Annotated in this window: 23 protein-coding genes and 1 pseudogene; 9 read left to right on the top strand and 15 right to left on the bottom strand. The window is 69.5% G+C overall.

Features of this window, described 5'->3' with window-relative positions; genetic code table 11:
* Positions 1-2: 2 nt before the first annotated feature.
* The 4 genes from ACFSJG_RS15640 to ACFSJG_RS15655 form a co-directional block, all read right to left on the bottom strand.
* Positions 3-1,010: an ATP-binding cassette domain-containing protein gene (locus tag ACFSJG_RS15640; protein ID WP_378486151.1), complete on the bottom strand. Its 1,008-nt coding sequence runs from the start codon at positions 1,008-1,010 to the stop codon at positions 3-5.
* A gap of 36 nt (positions 1,011-1,046) precedes the next feature.
* Complete coding sequence (locus tag ACFSJG_RS15645; protein WP_378486152.1) at positions 1,047-2,288, bottom strand: hypothetical protein; 1,242 nt, start codon at positions 2,286-2,288, stop codon at positions 1,047-1,049.
* Positions 2,289-2,342: 54 nt separating this feature from the next.
* Positions 2,343-2,933: a vitamin K epoxide reductase family protein gene (locus ACFSJG_RS15650; RefSeq protein ID WP_378486153.1), complete on the bottom strand. Its 591-nt coding sequence runs from the start codon at positions 2,931-2,933 to the stop codon at positions 2,343-2,345.
* Between the two features lie 119 nt (positions 2,934-3,052).
* Positions 3,053-4,573 carry a catalase gene (locus ACFSJG_RS15655; RefSeq protein WP_378486154.1) on the bottom strand — a complete coding sequence of 507 codons (1,521 nt, stop codon included), beginning with the start codon at positions 4,571-4,573 and terminating at the stop codon, positions 3,053-3,055.
* Positions 4,574-4,840: 267 nt separating this feature from the next.
* Here ACFSJG_RS15655 and ACFSJG_RS15660 point away from each other — a divergent pair, with 267 nt between their 5' ends.
* Both ACFSJG_RS15660 and ACFSJG_RS15665 read left to right on the top strand, forming a co-directional pair.
* On the top strand, positions 4,841-5,464 hold the full coding sequence (locus ACFSJG_RS15660; RefSeq protein ID WP_378486155.1) for a ClpP family protease: 624 nt from the start codon (positions 4,841-4,843) through the stop codon (positions 5,462-5,464).
* Complete coding sequence (locus tag ACFSJG_RS15665; RefSeq protein WP_378486156.1) at positions 5,461-6,060, top strand: ClpP family protease; 600 nt, start codon at positions 5,461-5,463, stop codon at positions 6,058-6,060. The genes ACFSJG_RS15660 and ACFSJG_RS15665 overlap by 4 nt, the downstream gene beginning before the upstream one ends.
* 18 nt (positions 6,061-6,078) lie before the next feature.
* On the opposite strand, the gene ACFSJG_RS15670 is transcribed toward ACFSJG_RS15665, so the two are convergent.
* Both ACFSJG_RS15670 and ACFSJG_RS15675 read right to left on the bottom strand, forming a co-directional pair.
* The gene (locus ACFSJG_RS15670) at positions 6,079-6,507 is read right to left on the bottom strand and encodes a helix-turn-helix domain-containing protein (protein WP_378486157.1); all 429 of its coding nucleotides are present in this window, start codon (positions 6,505-6,507) and stop codon (positions 6,079-6,081) included.
* A 241-nt stretch (positions 6,508-6,748) separates the two neighbouring features.
* A complete protein-coding gene (locus ACFSJG_RS15675) occupies positions 6,749-6,904 on the bottom strand; it encodes a DUF6131 family protein (RefSeq protein WP_378486158.1) in 156 nt (51 codons plus the stop codon).
* Between the two features lie 357 nt (positions 6,905-7,261).
* On the opposite strand from ACFSJG_RS15675, the gene ACFSJG_RS15680 reads away from it, so the two are divergent.
* The gene (locus ACFSJG_RS15680; RefSeq protein WP_378486159.1) at positions 7,262-7,462 is read left to right on the top strand and encodes a hypothetical protein; all 201 of its coding nucleotides are present in this window, start codon (positions 7,262-7,264) and stop codon (positions 7,460-7,462) included.
* 44 nt (positions 7,463-7,506) lie between these two features.
* Here ACFSJG_RS15680 and ACFSJG_RS15685 read toward each other — a convergent pair whose 3' ends face one another.
* Complete coding sequence (locus ACFSJG_RS15685; RefSeq protein ID WP_378486160.1) at positions 7,507-7,662, bottom strand: DUF6131 family protein; 156 nt, start codon at positions 7,660-7,662, stop codon at positions 7,507-7,509.
* A gap of 206 nt (positions 7,663-7,868) precedes the next feature.
* On the opposite strand from ACFSJG_RS15685, the gene mbp1 reads away from it, so the two are divergent.
* Entirely contained in the window at positions 7,869-8,111 is a 243-nt protein-coding gene (gene mbp1, locus ACFSJG_RS15690) for a microaggregate-binding protein 1 (RefSeq protein ID WP_378486161.1), read from the top strand.
* A gap of 35 nt (positions 8,112-8,146) precedes the next feature.
* Here the strand turns inward: mbp1 and ACFSJG_RS15695 are convergent, their stop codons facing one another.
* Entirely contained in the window at positions 8,147-8,659 is a 513-nt protein-coding gene (locus ACFSJG_RS15695) for a CinA family protein (RefSeq protein WP_378486162.1), read from the bottom strand.
* Positions 8,660-8,789: 130 nt separating this feature from the next.
* Here ACFSJG_RS15695 and ACFSJG_RS15700 point away from each other — a divergent pair.
* Positions 8,790-9,059 (top strand): annotated as a pseudogene (locus ACFSJG_RS15700) (DUF7218 family protein).
* Positions 9,060-9,070: 11 nt separating this feature from the next.
* Entirely contained in the window at positions 9,071-9,607 is a 537-nt protein-coding gene (locus ACFSJG_RS15705) for a DUF6328 family protein (RefSeq protein ID WP_378486163.1), read from the top strand.
* Between the two features lie 337 nt (positions 9,608-9,944).
* Here the strand turns inward: ACFSJG_RS15705 and ACFSJG_RS15710 are convergent, their stop codons facing one another.
* The 3 genes from ACFSJG_RS15710 to ACFSJG_RS15720 all read right to left on the bottom strand — a co-directional run bounded on the left by ACFSJG_RS15710 (position 9,945) and on the right by ACFSJG_RS15720 (position 11,973).
* Positions 9,945-10,715 (bottom strand): SigB/SigF/SigG family RNA polymerase sigma factor, encoded by a 771-nt coding sequence (locus ACFSJG_RS15710; RefSeq protein WP_378486164.1) that lies wholly within the window; start codon positions 10,713-10,715, stop codon positions 9,945-9,947.
* 11 nt (positions 10,716-10,726) lie between these two features.
* Positions 10,727-11,152: an ATP-binding protein gene (locus tag ACFSJG_RS15715; protein WP_378486165.1), complete on the bottom strand. Its 426-nt coding sequence runs from the start codon at positions 11,150-11,152 to the stop codon at positions 10,727-10,729.
* Positions 11,153-11,286: 134 nt separating this feature from the next.
* Positions 11,287-11,973, bottom strand: coding sequence for a PAS and ANTAR domain-containing protein (locus tag ACFSJG_RS15720; protein ID WP_378486166.1), 687 nt, complete (start codon positions 11,971-11,973; stop codon positions 11,287-11,289).
* A gap of 359 nt (positions 11,974-12,332) precedes the next feature.
* Here ACFSJG_RS15720 and ACFSJG_RS15725 point away from each other — a divergent pair, with 359 nt between their 5' ends.
* Complete coding sequence (locus ACFSJG_RS15725; protein ID WP_378486167.1) at positions 12,333-12,638, top strand: anti-sigma factor antagonist; 306 nt, start codon at positions 12,333-12,335, stop codon at positions 12,636-12,638.
* 61 nt (positions 12,639-12,699) lie between these two features.
* A complete protein-coding gene (locus tag ACFSJG_RS15730) occupies positions 12,700-13,893 on the top strand; it encodes a carboxylate-amine ligase (RefSeq protein WP_378486168.1) in 1,194 nt (397 codons plus the stop codon).
* Here ACFSJG_RS15730 and ACFSJG_RS15735 read toward each other — a convergent pair.
* Positions 13,861-14,034 carry a hypothetical protein gene (locus tag ACFSJG_RS15735; protein ID WP_378486169.1) on the bottom strand — a complete coding sequence of 58 codons (174 nt, stop codon included), beginning with the start codon at positions 14,032-14,034 and terminating at the stop codon, positions 13,861-13,863. The two genes, ACFSJG_RS15730 and ACFSJG_RS15735, sit on opposite strands and share 33 nt — an antisense overlap.
* Positions 14,035-14,039: 5 nt before the next feature.
* Between ACFSJG_RS15735 and ACFSJG_RS15740 the strand changes: the two genes are divergently transcribed.
* Entirely contained in the window at positions 14,040-14,345 is a 306-nt protein-coding gene (locus tag ACFSJG_RS15740) for a hypothetical protein (protein ID WP_378486170.1), read from the top strand.
* 9 nt (positions 14,346-14,354) lie between these two features.
* On the opposite strand, the gene ACFSJG_RS15745 is transcribed toward ACFSJG_RS15740, so the two are convergent.
* From ACFSJG_RS15745 to ACFSJG_RS15755, 3 genes are all read right to left on the bottom strand, one after another.
* On the bottom strand, positions 14,355-14,837 hold the full coding sequence (locus ACFSJG_RS15745) for a DUF421 domain-containing protein (RefSeq protein WP_378486171.1): 483 nt from the start codon (positions 14,835-14,837) through the stop codon (positions 14,355-14,357).
* Positions 14,837-15,367 (bottom strand): hypothetical protein, encoded by a 531-nt coding sequence (locus ACFSJG_RS15750; protein ID WP_378486172.1) that lies wholly within the window; start codon positions 15,365-15,367, stop codon positions 14,837-14,839. Before ACFSJG_RS15750 ends, ACFSJG_RS15745 begins: the two co-directional genes overlap by 1 nt.
* A 132-nt stretch (positions 15,368-15,499) precedes the next feature.
* A complete protein-coding gene (locus ACFSJG_RS15755; protein WP_378486173.1) occupies positions 15,500-17,512 on the bottom strand; it encodes a phage holin family protein in 2,013 nt (670 codons plus the stop codon).
* Positions 17,513-17,580 lie beyond the last annotated feature (68 nt).

Raw genomic sequence — 17,580 nt, forward strand, 5'->3', positions numbered from 1 at the left:
GTTCACCGCGCTCCCCCTGCCGTGTCGTCGACGGCCGTCCTGTCGCGGCGGTCGTCGCCCTCCTCCTCGGCCTGCGCCTCGTGCCCCGTCAGCGACAGGAACACGTCGTCGAGGGTCGGCTTGCGGAGGGCGATGTCGGTGACTGCGATCCCGGCCGCGGACAGCCTGGCCAGGGCCGCGGCGAGGGAATCCGCGCCGTCGTCGACCGGGACGACCACCTTCCCGGTGGCGGATTCGACCTGGATCTCGCCGACCGCGACCGGGTGGAGCTCGACCCGCAGGTCCGCCAGGCGGGCGTCGTCGACGAGCCCGAGTTCGATGCGTTCGCCGCCCACGAGATTCTTGAGTTCGTCGGCGGTACCGCGGGCGATGACGGTGCCGCGGTCGATGACGGCGATCCGATCGGCGAGCCGCTCGGCCTCGTCCATGTACTGCGTCGTGAGCAGCAGGGTGGTGCCCTGCGCGACGAGGTCGTCGATGACCTTCCACAGCCCTATACGGGCGCGGGGATCGAGGCCGGTGGTCGGCTCGTCGAGGAACAGCACCGGCGGGGTCGCGACCAATGCCCCGGCCAGATCGAGTCGCCGCCGCATGCCACCGGAGTAGCCCTTGACGGGGCGGTCCGCCGCGTCGGTGAGGTCGAACTGGTCGAGCAGTTCCCGGGCGCGCGCCCGGCTGTGTTTCGTTCCCAGGTGGTAGAGCCTGCCGACCATTTCGAGATTCTCGAACCCGGTCAGGTACTCGTCGACGGCCGCGTACTGGCCGGACGCCCCGATCCGCGACCGCAGCTGCGCGGCGTCGGCGACGACGTCGAGGCCGTCGACGCGGGCGGTGCCGCCGTCGGGGATGAGCAGCGTGGTCAGCACCCGGACGGTGGTGGTCTTGCCGGCCCCGTTGGGCCCGAGCAGTGCCGTCACCGTCCCCGCCGGGACGGTGAGGTCGATGCCGTCCAGTGCGGTGACGTCGCCGTACCTCTTGACGAGGCCTTCGATCACGATCGCGTCGGCCATGGTCCTCCCCTCCATTCGTCGGTCGCGGTGGACCGGTCACTCGAAACAGGCCCGGTATCCGCCCGTCCGGTAGGTGTCCGTGGCGCAGTACGCGGCCCTCGGGTAGTACTCTCCCATCGAGACGGCCGGGTCGACGCCGTCGGCCTGGGACGCCTGCACCGACTGCGGATAGAACTGCGGGCTCGGCAGCATGTGCCGCAGGAACAGCACCTTCCGCGCCACGTCCGTCGATCCCCATGGCAGCACGGTCACCGTCGGATCGGCGACGGCGGTATCGGGGACGTCCTCGTCGGTGCCGATCACGTAGGTGTAGTACCCCGAGTCGTCCACCGCGGTCTGGAAGTCCGCGGCGCACGCCACCACCGGATACGGCGAGACGAGGTCGTTCTGGCACATCGACCAGTACCGCACCTGCGTTCCCGGTGCGGTGACGGGCACTCCGGCGCGGGTGTCGGGGAACGTCGGGGCGCGGCCCCGGACGACGACGATCCGTCCGGGCTGGTGGCTGAGTGCGGCACCGATGTACTTGTTGTCGCCGTTCGGGAACAGGCCCGAGGTGCTGGCCGGGTCGACGAACGTGGCCTCAGGGGTGTCGCCGGGGAACGCGGCGGCCGCGGCGGACGCGATGACCGAGTCGAAGGCCGATTCGGCCGCCGACCCGAGTGGACCGCCGGTGACTGCAGCCGGGTCGAACGGGGCGCTGCAGGTGGTGACGTCGACGGTCCGGTCACCGCGGGTCAGGCTCACCTGCGGCAACGGCACCCCGCCTGCGGGTGAGGACGCGTCGTCGGGGACGTACACCCGGATGATGAGGAATCCGGCCGGAAGTCGCCCAGCGCCCGCAGCGGTGGGCAGCGCGGCGATCTCGTTGCGGCCGTGGTCGGCGGGTCCGGTGGTGACGGTGGCGTGCCAGCGGCGACGGTCCGGGGGCGCATCGGTGGCCGTCGGGTCGGTGAACGGGTTCGTGCTGCCCTCGTCGGGCTGGATCTCGTTGTCGCGCAACGTGTCGACGGTGTCGAAGTCGGTGCCGTACGTGTTCAGCGACATGTACCGGGCGTACGGGTACCAGCCGGACAGGGTGATGCGGTCGCCGTCGAACAGGGTGTACGGCAGCACCCAGTAGGTGGCGTTGGCGTCGGGGAACGCGACGTTCAGGCTGGTGGCGTTCGACATGAACTGCCACGCGCACCCCAACTCCGGTGCCGCCGACGCCGTCGGCGCAGCGGTCACCGCCCCGCCGAGGACGGCGAGGGCGCCGAGCACCGCGGTCAGGCGCATCCCCACACGGTACGGGCACCCGACCGGCCGCACAACGGATGCGACGGGGGCGCGTCAGAGGTAGAAGTGCTGCCAGATCAGCACCGCGACGGCCACGTACCAGACGATCAGCGGGACGAGGTGGTTCCCCTTCGCGGCGACCACCTCCGCCGCGACGGGCCTCGAGAAGGTGCCGCGGTGCAGGTTCCGCAGCGTGACGTACCAGAAGATCGGGACGGTCACCGCCCACACCACCATGCAGTACGGGCACAGGGCGTCGATGACGAAGATGCTCTGCGCGATCAGCCAGTGCACGAACACGACCGCGGCGGTCACCCCGATCTGCAGGCCGAGCCAGTACCAGCGGGCGAACCGGGCGCCGGCGAGCAACCCGGCCCCGGTGGCGGTGACGATCGCGAAGCCGGTGACGCCGAGCAGCGAATTGGGGAATCCGAACACGGCGGCCTGGCTCGTCGCCATGACCGATCCGCAGTCGAGGACGTCGCTGATGCTGCACGACGGGGTGTACGTGGAGTCCGCGGCGAGTTCGAGCTTCTCGACGGTCAGCACGAACGAGGCCAGCAGCCCGATCATCCCCCCGACCAGCAGCAGCCACGGCAGGAGACGCGGGAAGGGAGCGGTGTCTGTCGAGGCGTCGGTGTCCACGAGAGTCCACGGTAGACACGATCGACGAGCCGCGTCGTGGGGGCCGACGGTCGGGGGGTCTCCGAACCGCCGCACGGCCCGAGCCACTCCAGGCTCGGGCCGTGCGGCGGTGAACGAGCTCAGACCTTCGACTGCATCGACGATCGCGCCGGGTTGCCCTGCTCGTCGACCTTCGGGTCGGGCTGGTCCGACTTCTCGGCGACACCGGACTCGATCCTGGCGCCGATGGTCTCGTCGATTCGCCGCCAGTACTCGAAGGCCCGTTGCAGAACCGGTTCGCCGACGCCGTTCAGCAGGTGTCCGACCACGTTGTCGACGAGGCGGTTCCGCGCCGCGTCGTCGAGCACCTCGCGGACCAGGGTTCCGGCCTGACCCCAGTCGTCGTCCTCCGGGTGGTCCACGTAGGCGCTGCGCACGATCTCTCCGTCGGCCGCCCACTGTGGTTCGGCCCGTCCGGGGTAGACGGCGGCCGGGCCGCCCTTCGAGTTGGGTGCGTATACGGGATCGCTGACCGGGGTGATCCGCATGGCGCCGTCCTTCGAGTAGGTGTGGACCTCGTTGGTCGGCGCGTTCACGGGGATCTGCTTGTAGTTGGCGCCGAGACGGTGCCGATGTGCGTCCGCGTAGGAGAACACGCGGGCGAGCAGCATCCGGTCCGGGCTGAACCCGATACCGGGCACCACGTTGTTCGGCTCGAACGCGGCCTGCTCGATCTGGGTGTGGTTGTCGGTCGGGTTGGTGTGCAGCGTCATCCTGCCGACCTCGTGCAGCGGGTAGTCGCCGTGCGGCCACACCTTGGTGAGGTCGAAGGGATTGAACCGGTAGGACACCGCGTCGTCGTACGGCATCAACTGCACCTTCAGGGTCCAGCTGGGATGGTCGCCGCGGGCGATCGATTCGAAGAGGTCCCGCGTGTGGAAGTCCGTGTCGGCGGCGGCCATCTGATCGGCCTCGTGCTGGGTGAAGAACTCCACACCCTGGTCGGAGACGAAATGGTACTTGACCCAGTGCTTGACGCCCTCCGCGTTCACCCACAGGTAGGTGTGCGAGGAGTAGCCGTTCATGTGCCGCCACGTCTTCGGGATGCCCCGGTCACCCATCAGCCAGGTCACCTGGTGTGCGGTCTCCGGTGACAGCGTCCAGAAGTCCCACTGCATGTCGTGGTCGCGCAGGTTGTTGTCCGCGCGCCGCTTCTGCGACCGGATGAAGTGCTGGAACTTCATCGGATCCTTGACGAAGAAGACCGGCGTGTTGTTGCCGACCATGTCGTAGATGCCCTCGGTGGTGTAGAACTTCAGTGCGAATCCCCGCGGGTCACGCCAGGTGTCCGGGCTCCCCCGCTCGCCCGCGACCGTCGAGAACCTGGCCATCATCTCCGTCTCGACTCCGGGTTGGAACAGTGCCGCGCAGGTGTACGCGGAGACGTCCGCGGTGGTCTCGAAGGTGCCGAACGCGCCGCTGCCCTTGGCGTGCGGCTGACGTTCCGGGATCCGCTCCCGGTTGAACTGCGCCATCTGCTCGACGAGGTAGTGATCGTGCAACACGATGGGACCGGCGGCGCCGACTGTCAGCGAGTGCTCGTCGCTTCCGGCGGGGGCTCCCGAATCGCGTGTGGTGTACGGGCGGGTGTTGTCGGACATGTGGCCTCCACACGGGCTGGTCGAAGCCTCGGACGGCGCAGGTGCCGGGCTGTGGCACCGCCGGCCCGACGGGCCGGCCGGCGACGAGACCTCTCGCATCGGTTGGACAGGTTGCAGTCCTCCTCCTACCCCGGATCACACCATCCGAAACATGCAATCCCGCGGTGTCGGGATCCCTGCCTGGATCGAAGGTGCGTTCGCCGACGGCGGATCCGCTCACAGCGGCGTGGCATTGCCGCGCCGGTCACCCCGTCGCAGGCTGACGGCATGCCCGAGAACACGAACGACCCGACCGCCGTCCTGGACCGAGACCTGCACCAACGACTGTTCGCGCAGCGGATGATCCTGCTGGGTGACGCGCTGGAGCAGTCCAACACGAACCGGATCTGCACCGCCCTGCTCGTCCTCGCCGCGGAGGACCCCGAATCCGACATCGCGCTCGTGATCAACTCGCCCGGCGGGTCGGTCCCCGGGATGCTGGCGATCCGCGACTGCATGCGCGCCGTGCCCAACGACGTCACCACGGTGAACCTCGGAATGGCGTACAGCGCGGGACAGTTCCTGCTGTCGGCAGGTGCCCGCGGGAAGCGGGTGACGCTGCCGCACGCGAAAGTGCTGCTGCATCAGGGATCCGGTGGTGTCGGCGGCTCTGCCCCCGATGTCGCGATCCAGGCCGACGACATCCGCCACACCCGGGACACTGTCCTCGCGGCGATCGCGGAGGACACCGGTCGCAGTCTCGTCGAAGTCACCGAGGACTCGGTGCGGGACCGCTGGTTCACCGCCGAGCAGGCACTCGACTACGGATTCGTCGACCGGATCGCGACCAGCCTCGACGACGTGATTCCGCGTCGTCTTCCCCGCACCTTCGGCCTGGGGGTGGCCCGATGAGCACCTACACCATCCCGTACGTCACGGTGACGACGTCGTCGGGCGAGCGAACCGTCGACGTGTACAGCAGACTGCTCGCCGAACGGATCGTCTACCTGGGCACGGCCGTCGACCAGGGCGTCGCGAACGCGACCATCGCGCAGTTGCTCCACCTGGAGAGCGAGGCCCCTGACCGGCCCATCTCGCTGTACATCAACTCGCCGGGCGGCGCCGTCCCCGCGGTCCTCGCGGTCTACGACGCGATGCAGTTCGTCCGGGCACCGATCGAGACCACCTGTGTGGGTGAGGCGGTGGGGAGTGCGGCACTGCTGCTCGCGGGCGGGGCGCCGGGCCGGCGGTCGATACTGCGGCACGGCCGTGTCGTCCTGCACCCGCCGATGACGGAGGGCGGTCGCGCGGCGATACCGGATCTGGTCATCGAGGCCGAGGAGATCGAGCGGGTCCGCAGGCTGCAGGAGCAGATCCTCGCCGACCGCACCGGACGCGACGCCGAGCAGGTTCGCCGCGACATCGAGCGGCAGCTCGTGCTGGCGCCGGACGCGGCGATCGACTACGGCATCGTGGACGTCGTCGTCGCCGACCGCGCGGTCGCCTGAACCCGGGTCACGCGCAGGTCAGGCGGCCAGGCACACCGGGCCTCGGGGTGCCCTGGACCCGACGGACGGGCGTCGTGCGGCGTGCAGTGGTACGACGGGCGCGAGGCGGTACGCCCGCTGTGCCAGGCCCTCGACGGTGGTCCCGAGCGCGCCGGCCACCGCGGCGAGGGACTCGGAGGACGGATCCTTCACGCCGCGTTCGATCTCGGACAGGTATTGCGGTGAGATGCCTGCTCGCCGTGCAACGTCCGCCAGGCGTTCCGAGCGCGCGGTGCGCATCCGCCGGATCTCCTCGCCGACGACGTCGCGCCACAGTCGTTCCGGCACGGATCGCGAGGGGGTGGGCTCCCGGTGGGGCGGGGCGAGCCGCGCGATCCGTACCGGCGCATCGTCCTCGGCGGCGTCGTGTGATCCGCGAACCGGTGGGCCCTCGTCCTGCGCAACCATGCCCGAAGAATACTCCCCGACGGTGTCGCGTCAGGTGTGTGGAGATCCGGGCGTGGTCGGTCGGCGGGGTGTTCCGGGTCGAGTGAACGCGGGAGCGCCGGCACGATCGTGTCGATCGTGCCGGCGCCCACTGAACTGTTCTCGGCGTCGATCCCGAGGGTCACCGAGTGTGCACTGCTGCAACCGGTCTCGTGAATGCGCGGTGGATCCGCCGACGAGGCGTGACGGAACACCGCGCGCATCAGTAGTAATGGCGTCGGCCGCCCACGGCGCGCCCTGCGGATCCCAGCGCCCACAACACGATCCCGACAACCAGCACCAGGAGACCGATCGTCCACAGGATCGGGATGTGGAACAGATAGCCGGCGATCGCGAGAATGAGTCCGAGAATGATCACGAAGGACCTCCGTCTGGTCGATCCGGGAAACTGGTGTTGCCCGGCTTGCGACGTACATACCCGGCACCTGACGGGTCAAACATGATTCGTGCACGGAATTTTCGGGCCGACGCGACCATCCGGAACGGTGCGGTTCAGGCGGTACCCGCGAGCGTCGGGAACGGCAGAACGGCCCGGTGCGGGCCTTCGCCGAAGAGGCGTGGCCGCTGCCGGCTCCAGCTCCACAGTGCTGTCCGTCGAAGCCGGTGTGAAGAAGGGCGTACAGGTTTGCGCCGTAGCGGAAACGGGCAGTCGGCGGAGGTGTCGAGACCGCGTACACGGGCCGGCACGCCGCTCAGGGAGGAGAGGAGGTGTGCGATGAGGATCATTCTGATTGTCGCACTCGTATGGTTGATCGTCGGCGCGGTGGCAGCAGGTCAGCGTGGCTACTTCGGTTCCGAGCCCGGAGACTGCGCGGGTGCGGGCACGACTGTGGTGACGGTCCTGGCCGGGCCGTTGAACTACTTCGGAGTCAATCCGAAGGTCACCGAGTGTCAGCTGCCGCAGCCGAGTCCGTGACAGTCGGGTACCGACCGAACGGACCAACCGATGCCGCTGGTGTGTCAGTAATAGTGCCGGCGACCACCCACCGCGTGTCCGGCCGCGCCGAGTACCCACAGCACGATCCCGATGACGAGCACGACCAGGCCGATCGTCCACAGGATCGAGATGTCGAAGACGAATCCGATGATCGCGAGGATGAGTCCGAGAATTATCACGACGGGCCTCCGTCCGTCCTGTGCGGGCGCCGTGTCGTGCCCGCCTCGCACGGTGGATGCCCTGCGGGTGACAACGGCAAACCTCGTTTCGGAACCGGATGCGAGAACCGGCGCCGCTGATGGCCGACTGCACGACGAGGTTTGTTCCCGCCGCGTTGTGGGCAGCCCGCTGCAGTACCGATCCGACGAACGAAAGGTGATCGATCATGGCGGACAACAAGTCCGGACCTGCCGAGGGCGTCAAGGGTGTCGTGGAGGGCGTGAAGGGGAAGGCGAAGGAAGCGCTCGGGGCCGTCACCGGAAACGACGACATGACCCGCGAGGGTCAGGCACAGCAGGACAAGGCCGAGGCGCAGCGCCGTGCCGCGGAGAAGGAAGCGGAAGCGGAACAGGCCCGAGGTGATGCGGCCGTGCAGGAGGCCCGCCAGCGCGCAGAGCAGGACAACTGACGCGCGCCCGAGGGCGGCCCGATCCCGTCGCGGGGTCAGCCCGCCCTCGGGCGGCCCGTGAGGGTGTGAGCCCGGTCCACCAGCAAAGTCAGGGCGTGGACAACGGTGTTCTCGAGAACCTGCTCGGGGCCGCCGCCGAACTGGCGCCGCTCGACGTCCGTCCGGTTGCCGCCGTGCACCGCGAACCACACACTGCCCGGGGGTTCGTCGTCCTGGTCGCCGGGGCCACCGACGCCGGACACGGCCACGGTGAGGTCGGCGTCCAACAGTCGGCTCACCGACTCCGCCATGGCACGAACAGCGGCCTCACACACGACCGGGCCGTCCGGCACCCCGAGCAGCCCGTGTTTGACAGCACGGGAGTACGCCACGACGCCGCCACGGAACCAGGCCCCGGAGCCCTCGGCCGCGCCGAGGCGGGAGGCAATGGCTCCGGACGTCAGCGATTCCGCACATGCGACGGTCACCCCGCTGTTCCCGGCGAGCTCAGCCAGTCGAGCGCCCAACAGTCGGGTGTGCGCCGATCCGGTCGCCACATCGTCCGCCACGGCGTCTCCTTTCCTTCGAATCGGAAGCCGGTGAGCTGTTCCCGCGTCGCGTCGCAGGTTTGAGGGTCGCACATCACGGGTACTCGCTGGGTTCACCGGATCAGCAGGCGCGCACGGGAAGGAGCCGAGCATGCCCAGGAAGGGATCGGATCCGCATCTCGAGGACCAGGAGTTGTACGAGGGACTGCGTGAACAGGGCGACTCCAAGGAGAAGGCGGCCCGCACTCCAACGCCGCGGCAGCGCAGGGGCGCAGCCAGGTCGGTCGCAAGGGCGGCCACGGGGAGGCGTACGAGGACCGTACCGTTCCCGAGTTGCGGGATCGGGCGAAGGAGCTGGGGGCTGACCGGCTACTTCTCGATGAACAAGGACGAGCTGGTCGACGCTCTGCGCCACCACTGACGGGAACCGGAATGCGGGTGTTCGGGAAGAGTGCGGGCGTCGAGAGTTCGGCCGGAGCCGCGGCGCGCGACGTCGACGCGAGCGGTGACGGTCGACCCGACCGCAACGAGACTCCCACCGAGCGCCTCGATCGGAACTGGGTCAGCCTTCTGCAGGAGCTCCGCGTCACGCAGACGGGTGTGCAGTTCCTCACCGGTTTCCTCCTCATCCTGCCGTTCCAAGGACGTTTCGAGGATCTCGACGACTTCGAGATGGCGGTGTACCTCGCGACCGTCCTCTGCGCCGTCATGGCCACGGTGATGCTGGTCGCGCCGGTGGGTATGCATCGGATCCTGTTCCGGCAGCATCGCATCGGAACGCTGGTCCAGACCGCTCACCACTGCGCGATCGCGGGTCTGGTTCTGCTCGGGTTGGCACTGTCGGGAGTCGTGACGCTGACGTTCGGGCTGGTCGTCGACGAGGAGGTGGGGGTGTTCGCCGGCGTGGCGTGCGCGGCGGTGTTCGTCGGGGTCTGGCTCCTGTGGCCGTGGGTCCTGCGCCGGCGATGAAGGTTTGAGAACGCTCCCGACGGGCACCTCACAGGCATGACCACACACGCAGTTCTCGGCGACACGGGTCCGCAGCCACAGCCGCCGTTGCCGACGCCGCCCGTTCCCACCCCGCCGCCGGTACCGACTCCCGGTCCGGCACCCGACCCCCCGGTTCCCGGGCCGTCCCCACCGCACCCGGGTCCGGTGCCCGGGCCGGGCCCGGATCCGATACCGCCCGCGCCCCCGCCGAATCCCGGTCCCCCACCGGGACCACCGCAACCCGAACCACCCGCTCCACCGCCGGAGCCGGGGCCGCCGCTCACCCGACTCCGGATGGCCGGCGCACACCATCCGGTCAGGTGAGTTCGTCGCGCAGCGCGGTGAGAGTGCGGGACAGCAGGCGGGAGACGTGCATCTGGGAGATGCCCAACCGCTCGGCGATCTCCGACTGCGTCAGCCCACCGAAGAAGCGGAGCAGGACGATGGTCCGTTCCCGTTCCGGAAGCCGTGCCAGCGCGGGCTGCAGATCCGCGAATCCCTCGGCAATTTCGAAGGATTCGTCGTCGTCCCCGAGAGTCTCGACCAACGGGACGTCGGCGCCGTCGTCGCGGACCGGGGTGTCCATGGACACGGTCTGGTAGGCACCACCCGCGATGAGCCCCTCGAGGACCTCGTCGACGCCGATGCCCAGTTCGGCCGCGATCTCCTTCGCCGACGGGGCACGCCCACGATCCTGCGACAGCAGTGCGACGCACCGGGTGATCTCCATGTGCAGGTCCTTGAGCCGCCGCGGGACGCGCATCGCCCAACCCGTGTCGCGGAAGTGATGCCGGACCTCACCCATGATCGTCGGAACCGCGAAGGACACGAAGTCGGTGCCGCGCGCGACGTCGAAGCGGTCGACGGCATTGACCAGCCCGACCCGGGCGACCTGCAGGAGGTCGTCGTACTGCTCCCCGCGGCCACGGAACCGGCGGGCGATGTGCTCGGCCAACGGCAGGGCGCGCTCGACGATCTCGGCGCGGACGGCGTCGGCGTCGTCGGGGTTCGTGGCCAGGCGTGCGAACAGGGGGTGCAGGTCGTCATAGTCGTCGTGGCCGGTCTCCTGGCGGGGTTCGTCGGGCACCCCTGCCGGCACTACGTCACACCCCGCGACTTGGAGAACGTGACGGACGTGTGGAACTGCCCGTGCGGCAACGGCTCGTGCGTGACCGACAACCCGTCGGCGACGGTGCGGACGACGTGCCAGCCGAATCCGTGCTCGTCCGGCGCCCGGTCCGTGGTGGTGTCGGCGGCGACGCGTACTTCGAGTGCGGCGTCGTCGGTGTGGAACCGGCAGATGATGTGCGCATCGACCGCGGCGTCCTTGACGAGTGCGGAGCCGATCTCGTCGACGGCCAGCTTCACGTCGGAGACGTGGTCGAGGTTCAGGTCGGCCAGGACGGCGATCGTCTCGGCGACCGCTCGCAGCACGGGGAGCTGACCGTAGTCGGCGCGGACCCGCACCTCGACCGGCGGCCGTGCAGGTGGTGCATCGGACATCGTCATCTCGCCCTCCGGCATACCTAATCCATGTTCGGCGTCGCGGTGTCGCACCTGGTGGTTTCCGTCAGGCTACCCGGATCGGCGGAACCTCAAACGAACCGATGTCGCGGCGTTGTGACCTGGTGCGGCCTCGAACCTGTCGTGGTGTCCGGTCACGCCTGCTGCGGCGACCCGGCCGGGTCGTCGATCCGTTCGTGGACGGTGAGGAGAAGGTGATCGAAAACCGACCGCAGGCCCGTCGGCGCATTGACCGCCTCGGTGAACTCGGCGACCAGCTGCCGTGCCAGAAACCGCAGTTTGACGTTGCTCTCCTGCGAGCGCCACGTCAGGACGTCGAACGCACGGTCCGCGCTGATCCCGTACACCAGCATCAACGCGCCCTTGGCCTGCTCGATGGCGGCCCGCGAGCGGACGATGTCCGCGAGATCGGCCTGCTCGACCGGATGGGCTCCGGACCCCGACTCCTCGGTGTCGTCGTCCAGTTCGATGTAGAAGCCGGAAGTGCCGAGCGGATTGCCGTCCTCGTCGAGATCCTGGTCTGCCACGACGAGGACCTGACGGACACGGCCGGCGGTGTCGACTATCCGGTGCCGGCTGCAGAACGGTTCGCCCTTCTCGACTGTCTCGGACAGGGCGGCGGCGACCTCGTCGCGGTCCTCCGGGTGCTTGTGGGACAGAAGGAGTTCCGTCGTCGGCTGCATGGTGCCCGGATCGTAGCCGTGCATGGCCGCCACCTCGTCGGACCACTCCCAGTGCCGGTCGCTCAGGACGAACCGGAAACTGCCCACCCGGTGGCACGCGTCGACGCCGAGTACCTGCTCCACATCGGGTGAGTTCACCGGGCCTCCTCGTCGTCGGGACACCGAGGGTCGCCCAGGCCCGTGCACGGTGCACACGGGCCGGCGTGTCCTCACCGACGACCCTAGTCGCGGTCGCGCGGGTGTGGCGGCCCGCGACGCGGCACATGCAGGGCGGCACGACGACGCCCGCCGTTTCGACTAGGCTGGAGGTCGGTTGAGAGCACAGCCGAGCCGATCTGATTGTCCGGTGAGTTGGTGCCGCTCCGCGCGTCATCGAACTCCCGGCGGTGTGGAGACGGAGCGTGTGTGCCATGAACTGGACAAACGAGTTGGACGCGCCAGGCAGCGACAGAGCCGACAGCGTCGTCTTCGAATCCTCCGAGAATCCCGCGCGTGGGGTGCTCGTCACCGTGGACGAACCAGCCGACGGCTATGCGGTGGTTCGCGTGACCGGCGACCTGGACGTCGTCACCGCACCGCAGATGGGTCGCTGTTTGAGCGAGTGGACGGCCACGCCGAGGACGGTCCTCCTGGATCTGCGCGCGGTGTCGTTTCTCGGCTGCGCGGCGCTCGCGATCATCGACGCCACCAGTGCCGTCATGTCCACGCACGGAGAGCGGCTGCTCGTCGCGTGCAGCCGCTCGGTACGCCGATCGCTACAGGTGAGCGGCGTTGATCGTCGGGTCACCGTGTTGAGCGTGTGACCGCACTCCCCGGGGCCGGGCACGCGGTTTACCGCCCGGCGGCCGTGGGCATCCACTGTGCGTGAGCCGTGGAGTGACGAAGGCCGGAGTGACCGTGCCGTCGGTCGGTGTCGAGGAGGAGTTCCTGCTCGTCGACGCCGACAGTGGGGAGCCCCGCCTGGTCAACGAACGCGTCGCGGACACCGCCCGCGAACTCGGGTTGGAACTGCAGCTGGAACTGTCCCAGTGTCAGGTGGAGACGAATTCGGCTGTCTGCCTGGACAGTCGAAGCCTGCGGGACCAGTTGCTGTCGGCGCGGTCGGTGGCGGCGGCGGCCGCGCTCCGCGAAGGGGCCCGGCTGGTGGCGACCGGGACGCCGCTGATCGGGCCGCAGCGGATGCCGATCAGCAGATCCGACCGGTACCACGAGATGGAGAGCCGGTTCGGGGTCCTCGCGATCGAGCAGGCGGTGTGCGGCTGCCACGTCCACGTGGATGTTCAAGAGCGGGAGACGGCCGTGCAGGTCTGCAATCACGTTCGTTCGTGGTTGCCGACGGTCCTCGCTCTGGGGGCGAACAGTGCGGTGAACCGCGGCATCGACACCGGGTTCCAGAGCTGGCGGTCGGTGTTGTGGTCGCGGTGGCCGGGGGCGGGTCCGCCGCCGATCTTCGACTCCGCGGCCGACTACGCCGACACCGTGGCACGGTTCGTCGATGCAGGCGTGTTGATGGACGAACGGATGGTGTACTGGGATGTTCGACCGTCGTGCCACCTGCCTACCGTGGAGATCCGCGTTTCCGACGTGCAACCCACTGTCGACCGGACGGTGCTGATCGCCACACTCGTCCGGGCACTCGTGATGACCGCGGTGCGAGCGGTGGAACGGGGCGACGACCCGCCCCCGGTGGCGTTGGCGACGTTGCGGGCGGCGAACTGGCTCGCGGCGCGTGACGGTCTGGGCGGCGGAGCGTTGGACCCCCTGACCGGTCGCCCGACGTCGGCGAGGCAGGTGCTCGACCTGCTCGTCGAGCACGTCCGGGACGCCCTCGACGACCTTGGTGAGTGTCGCTGGGTGACCCGCCGGTTGCGGGATCTCGACACGGGCGCGTCCTGGCAGCGCAGGACACTGCGCGAGGTCGGAGACCCGGCTCGTCTGGTCGCGTGCGCGGCGGATCGCACGCTGCGGGACACCCGACGAGGTGACCCGGATCCGGAGGATCCGTCACCGATCGACAGGTGCGGGTCACATGATCCCCGGGCCACCGACTGTGCGTAGTGTCGGCGTCGGCTCGTCGCGGTAGAAGTCGAGGAATCCGTCCGGGTCGGGTCCGGCGTTGGTGAGGGCGAGGTGGTCGAAGCCGGCGTCCACTCGGTCCGGCGACGCGAGGTTTCGGCCGAACCTTGTCGGGGCACCCAACTGCCATGCCTGTGGAAGATGGCCCGGACGACACACTCGACCCCAGCGAAAGCCTCGACTCGGACGAGGTTCGCAACGACGACGGCGACACGGTCGTCGACCCACCCGACGGGTGGAGCGGAGCCGACCGCATCGGCACCACCGCACGCGAACAACGGGACGGGGAAACGCTCGATCAGCGGCTCGCCGAGGAGGAACCGGATGTGGTTCCGGCCACGGACGAGGGTGATACCGGCACCGGCCGCCGTCATCGCGGCCAGATCAGCGGCAGTCCCGAGGACGGGGACTCGATATTTCCGCTCGTCGACTGAGTGGCCGCTTCAGATGACGCCCGGAGGGTCGGGGGCGCCGTCGCCGCTGTCGAGCGATCGGGTGAAGAACGACACCTTGCCGTTCGTTTCGAGGACGGCGAGTTCGATCTCGTCGAACCGGCGGATCCCGTTCTGACGTGCGCCCGCCATCAGGTCGTCGAGCGACATTCGTTCCGTCGCGAGCCGCTGCATGTCCGGGACACCGTCGCGGACGATGATGACGGGAACGCCGTGGGTGACGCCGCGGATGCGCGGGAAACGGGAGTTCGCCCACGCGAGTGCGATGGTCAGCAGAGCGAACACACCGACTGCGAGGACCGACGATGTCACCGAGTAGTCCTGCTGGGTGACGCCCTGTTGTACGAGATCGCCCATCACGACGAACAGCACCAGCTGGAACGTGCTCAGTTCGCCGACGCTCGATCGGCCGACGATCCGGGTGATCACCCACAGGAACAGGAACAGGACCGCGGCACGGATCACGATCTCCATCAGGGCACCAACCGGGTTCGGAACTCCAACGTGATCACGTCCACTCCCCTGTCCGTGATCGACACCGCACCGGACGCGCCCAGCTGACGGGACGGCTCGACGTACGCGTCGAATGCGAGGGTGAGGGTGTCGCCGGGTGGCGGGTCGATCGTCAGGTAGGTGCGGGTTCCGTCGCGAGTCTCGGCAGCAGGTGTCGGTGTCCAACCCTGCGTCTCGAACATGTCGAAATAGTCCGAGTCGACGACGACCGTCACGGGTCCGGGGAAGCCACCGTGTCTACGGACGGTGAGTTCCCACGGCACGTCCAGTCCGGCACGCGCCACCAGCGGGTACTCGAGGGCGAGTTCGTACCCGGCGCCGGACACGTGGGCGGTGGTGCTGCGTACCCCGAGCCATCCGGTGGCGCCGACCGCGAGGACAACCGCAAGGGCGGCGACCGTTGCGCGCCGGAGCCACGCGACGGCGGGTGATCGTGCTCGCCCTCGGACGTCGTCCAGCACCGAATCCGGGATGGGCGCACCGGTTCCCATCGTCCCAATTTCCCACGAATCGGAATCGCTCGCCGGGTTCAGGTCGCCGCCAGGACCAAACCCGGTTCCGAGCCCGATCGGCCCGGTGTCGGGCGCGCAGTGGTGCGGACCGGCTGGGCGGCGGTACCGGGCTCAGGGCAGGTCTCGCCACCCGACGAGGACCTCGTGCACCGCCTCGGCACCCTTCAACGGATCGGGCGGTGCGGGTAGGTCCGCGGGGTACAGCAGGAACGGGGTGGTCTGCAGCCCGCCCAGGCCGCCGTGGGAGCCGACCTGCTCCTCGAACGCCGCCACCTCCCCCGTGTCCGGCCAGTACCGTCCGCCGACCATGACGTCGGCGACGTTGTCGAAGCCGTCGGTGCGCCGGATCCGGTCGAGTGCTCCGTCACCGAAGTCGGCCAGCGGGTCGCGGCCCGACACAGCGCCGGTGTCGACATCGACGCTGCCGCCGCCTCCGAGGACGACCGACCCGCCGCACTCGCGGGCGACGAGCACGAACCCGATGCCGGGGTGCGCAGTGAGGGCCGGGAGCAGTCCCGGATACCGGTTCTCGATCCACTCCCGAGTGGCGCGGCCGGGTGTCTCGGGGAAACTGACCAGCCCGAGGTTCCCGGATGCCAGCACCACCGGTGTGCCCGGCGGCGCCGGCGTGGTCGTGTCCACCGGGGTGGACCGCAGACTGGCCTCTACGTAGCCGAGGCCCTCCGCGCCGCGTCCGCGGGCACCGGTCGCGGCGGTGTCCCGGGAGCGCGCCGGTGGCTGAGCGAGGTCGCCGCACGTACGCAGGACGAGCTGTTCGAGACTCTCGCCGTACCGGCTGCTGAAGGTGGCACCTTGGCTCTGTCCGTGGTCGGAGAGCACCACGATCCGGTAGGGACGGCTGGTCTGCGCGGCGACGGCGGCGATCATGCCGATCTCGGCGTCGAGTTTGCGCAGCACCGCACGGGTTTCCGGACGTTCGATCCCGGAATGGTGCGAGACCTCGTCGTATCCGACCAGGTCGACGTAGATCGCGGATCGACCCGCGACGAGGTCACCGACGACGGCGGCGACGACGACATCGGTCTCGACGACGGTCGTGAACGCTCGGACCAGCGGGTAGAGACCGCCCCGCCGCACCCGTGGTGTCACGTCGCGACGGCGTTGCGCGTACGCCTGGCGGATCTCCCGGATCACCTCGGCGACCAGTCGGATCGTGGTGCGGGCCGCGCCCGCCGGGTCGGTGAAGTAGTGCGCGTATCCGGCGGCGCCGCCGCCCATCCGGGCGCCGCGCATGCGGCTGACGACGAGGACGTTGTCCTCGGCGCCGCCGGTGAACAGGTTGCCCCGGCTCGCGCCGTCACCGACGGCGAGCAACCCGGGCCGGTCGGCGCGTTCGATCTCGCGGGCGGCGTTGTCGGCCGGGTTGCTGAACACGGACACCGCGCCGCGGGTCTTGTCGTACCAGCGGAAGGCGGGGACGTTGTGGTTGTCGCCGTGCAGGATTCCGAGTTGGCTGGCGCCGGTCTGGCTGCTCCAGTCGGTGTGCCACGGGGTCAGCAGGTGCGTTCCGCCGTGCACGAGGCTCGCGAGGTGGGGCACGACGCCGTCGCGGACGGCGCGCCGCAGGACGGCGTGGCCGAGTCCGTCGATCTGGATGCACAGCAGCCCGGGACGTGCGCTGCCGCCGCCGGTCTCGGGCCTCCCGGCACGTCGGAGCCGGGACCGGTTGCGCCGCACCAGCATCAGCCGGTACGTGTCGTCGCGGCGGGCGGCAATCGCGCCCGCGACACCGGACCCGACGAGGGACAGCGTCACCGCCAGCAGGAGCAGGTCGGCGGCGTCCTCGACGGTCGCGAGCGGGACCAGCCACACGGCGAGCATCATGATCAGCCAGTTCCCGGCGAACGCGCCGACGAACAGCAGTGCGGGACCGATCCACAGCATCGCCCGGACCAGCAGCGGCCACAGGACCACCGACAGGACCCCGAACACCAGCGCGAGGGACAGGGCGGCGGGGACGGTCGCGAACGGGCCGCCGCCGGGAACGGCAGCGAGCCGGACCCCGGTCAGGACGGCGTCGGTCAGCACCAGCGCGGCGGCCGACAACAGCCACAGCACGAGGAATTCGGTGGCGAGTCTCGCGACGGTCCCGACGGTGCGCACGCTCGGATCGTAGGGCCGCGACGGTGTTACGGTCGGCAGGCCCGCGCGGTGGGCGTGGGCGGTGACGG

Origin of the sequence: Rhodococcus gannanensis, assembly GCF_042681175.1 — a bacterium.
GTDB classification, from domain to species: domain Bacteria; phylum Actinomycetota; class Actinomycetes; order Mycobacteriales; family Mycobacteriaceae; genus Rhodococcus_G; species Rhodococcus_G gannanensis.